Annotated in this window: 3 protein-coding genes; all 3 read right to left on the bottom strand. The window is 70.6% G+C overall.

The annotated features are described in order from the left end of the window. A partial coding sequence (locus tag VI078_17760) for an alanine racemase (protein HEY6001135.1) occupies nucleotides 1-236 on the bottom strand: 236 nt, incomplete at its 3' end. Next, nucleotides 233-1,591 (bottom strand): replicative DNA helicase, encoded by a 1,359-nt coding sequence (gene dnaB, locus VI078_17755; protein HEY6001134.1) that lies wholly within the window; start codon nucleotides 1,589-1,591, stop codon nucleotides 233-235. The genes dnaB and VI078_17760, both read right to left, overlap by 4 nt. Before the next feature lie 27 nt (nucleotides 1,592-1,618). Further along, on the bottom strand, nucleotides 1,619-2,062 hold the full coding sequence (gene rplI, locus VI078_17750; protein ID HEY6001133.1) for a 50S ribosomal protein L9: 444 nt from the start codon (nucleotides 2,060-2,062) through the stop codon (nucleotides 1,619-1,621). Between the last annotated feature and the right edge of the window lie 156 nt (nucleotides 2,063-2,218).

Genomic DNA, 2,218 nt, shown 5'->3' with positions numbered 1-2,218 from the left:
CTATAAGCATGGTGTGTTCTCGTCTTGCCGCGGTGCCCCTCCCCGGCCGCCAGCGCCGCGCCCCCGAGGACCGCGGCGCCGTGGCCGTAGGCGTCGGCCTTGACCACGGCCAGCACCTGCCGCCCGGGCCCGGCCAGGCGCACGGCGAGCCGCACGTTGTGGGCGAAGGCCTCGACGTCGATGAGCGCGCGGGTGGCCCGCCCCGCGTCCGCCTCCGGCTCCGGGCCCGGCCTCACTCCGCGTAGCCCGGGGCCGCGTTCTCGAAACGCGTGCATTCCCTGCGGAACACGAGCTTCACGGTCCCGGTCGGCCCATTGCGCTGCTTGCGGATGATGACCTCCGCGATGCCCTGCTGCTCGGACTCCTCGCGGTACATGTCCTCACGGAAGATGAAGGCGACCACGTCGGCGTCCTGCTCGATGGCGCCGGACTCGCGCAGGTCGCTCAGCTGCGGACGCTTGTCGCCCCCGCGCGACTCCACCGCGCGCGAGAGCTGCGAGAGGGCGATGACGGGGACCTTGAGCTCCTTGGCCAGGCTCTTGAGCGAGCGCGAGATCTCCGAGATCTCCTGCTGGCGGTTCTCGGAGCGGTCGCGGCCGCGAATGAGCTGCAGGTAGTCGATGATGACCAGGCCCAGCCCGTGGTCGGCCTTGAGGCGGCGCGACTTGGCCCGGATCTCCAGCACGCTGCAGCCCGCCGAGTCGTCGATGTAGATCGGCGCGTCCGAGAGCTTGCCGGCCGCGCGCGAGAGCAGGGGCCAGTCCTCGCGGCCGAGGAAGCCGCGGCGCAGCCGGTTGCCGTCGACGTGCGAAAGCGAGCTGAGCATGCGCATCACGAGCTGCTCGCGGCTCATCTCGAGCGAGAAGACGGCCACCGGCAGCCGCGACTCGATCCCGACGTGCTCGGCGATGTTCAGCACGAACGCGGTCTTGCCCATGCTCGGCCGGCCGGCGATGATGATCAGGTCCGAGGACTGGAAGCCGCTGGTGTACTGATCCAGATCGGCGAAGCCCGAGGGGACGCCGGTGACGTGGGCCTTCTTCTCGTAGAGCTGCTCGATGACCTTGAAGCTGCTCTTGATCACCTCGCGCATCGGCGCGAAGCCCTCGCGCACGCTGCGCTCCGAGAGCAGGAAGATCCGCCGCTCGGCCTCGTCGAGGATCTGGTCGACCTCGCGGGCGCCCTCATAGGAGAGCGCGGCGATCTCGGTCGAGGTCGTGATGAGCCCGCGCAGCACGGCCTTCTCCCGGACGATGCGCGCGTGGTGGGCGACGTTGGCCGCGGTGGGGACCTGGTCGACGAGCGAGGCCAGGTAGACGGCGCCGCCGACCTCGGCCAGCTCGTTCTTCTGCTCGAGCCGCTCGCGCAGGGTGATCAGGTCGGAGGCCTCGTCGCGCTCGAACAGGTCGAGCATCGCGGCGTAGATGCGCCGGTGCGCGCCGCGGTAGAAGTCCTCCGGCTGCAGGATCTCGACGACGCGCGGCAGCACGGCGTTGTCGAGAAGCACGGCGCCGAGCACGGACTGCTCGGCTTCCAGGCTCTGCGGCGGGAGGCGGTCGAGGCCCGCCTCCGCCGCTGTCGTGGGTCCCATGGGACGCGGGCGCCCCGGGGGCGACCGCTACTCCTTGACCACCCAGACCTTGAGGGGCGCGCTGACCTCGGCGTGGAGCTTGACCGGGACCGTGTAGATGCCGAGCGTCTTGATCGGCTCCTCGATCGTGATCTGCCGCCGGTCGATCTCGATCCCCTCTTTCGCGAGCGCGGCGGCGATGTCCATCGTCGTCACGGTCCCGAAGAGCCGGTCGCTCTCGCCAGAGGCCTGGCGGATGGTGAGCGAGAGGGCGGCGAGGCGCTCCGCGAGCTCGCGTGCGCCGGCGGCCGCGCGGGCCTGGGCCTTCGCGTAGCGCTTCTTCTCCGTCTCGATGCCGGCGAGGTTGCTCGCCGTCGCTTCCAGCGCCAGCTTCCGCGGCATGAGATAGTTGCGGGCGTACCCCGGGGCCACGGCCACGACTTCCCCCACCTTGCCGAGCCGCTCCACGTCTGCCTTGAGGATGACCTTCATCTGAATCTGACCTCCGCGCTCTTCGTTCCGCACCAGCGTCCGCTCGCCCGCGCCGGCCGCTCGCGGCCGTCTCGTTGGCGCAGGGAAAACAGCATGTTACGCGCCAGGGTGGGCGGTTGTCAAGCCTGACCGGACGGGTCCCCGGGCGCCGGGCGC

The organism is bacterium, assembly GCA_036524115.1.
Lineage (GTDB): Bacteria > JAUVQV01 > JAUVQV01 > JAUVQV01 > DATDCY01 > DATDCY01.
The sequence above is the reverse complement of the archived record's forward strand: the minus strand, read 5'-3'. Positions and strand labels throughout refer to the sequence as shown.

Bases quoted from the DNA above. Each gene is read 5' to 3' on its own strand.
- dnaB (HEY6001134.1), bottom strand. From the start codon at position 1,591: ATGGGACCCACGACAGCGGCGGAGGCGGGCCTCGACCGCCTCCCGCCG.
- rplI (HEY6001133.1), bottom strand. From the start codon at position 2,062: ATGAAGGTCATCCTCAAGGCAGACGTGGAGCGGCTCGGCAAGGTGGGG.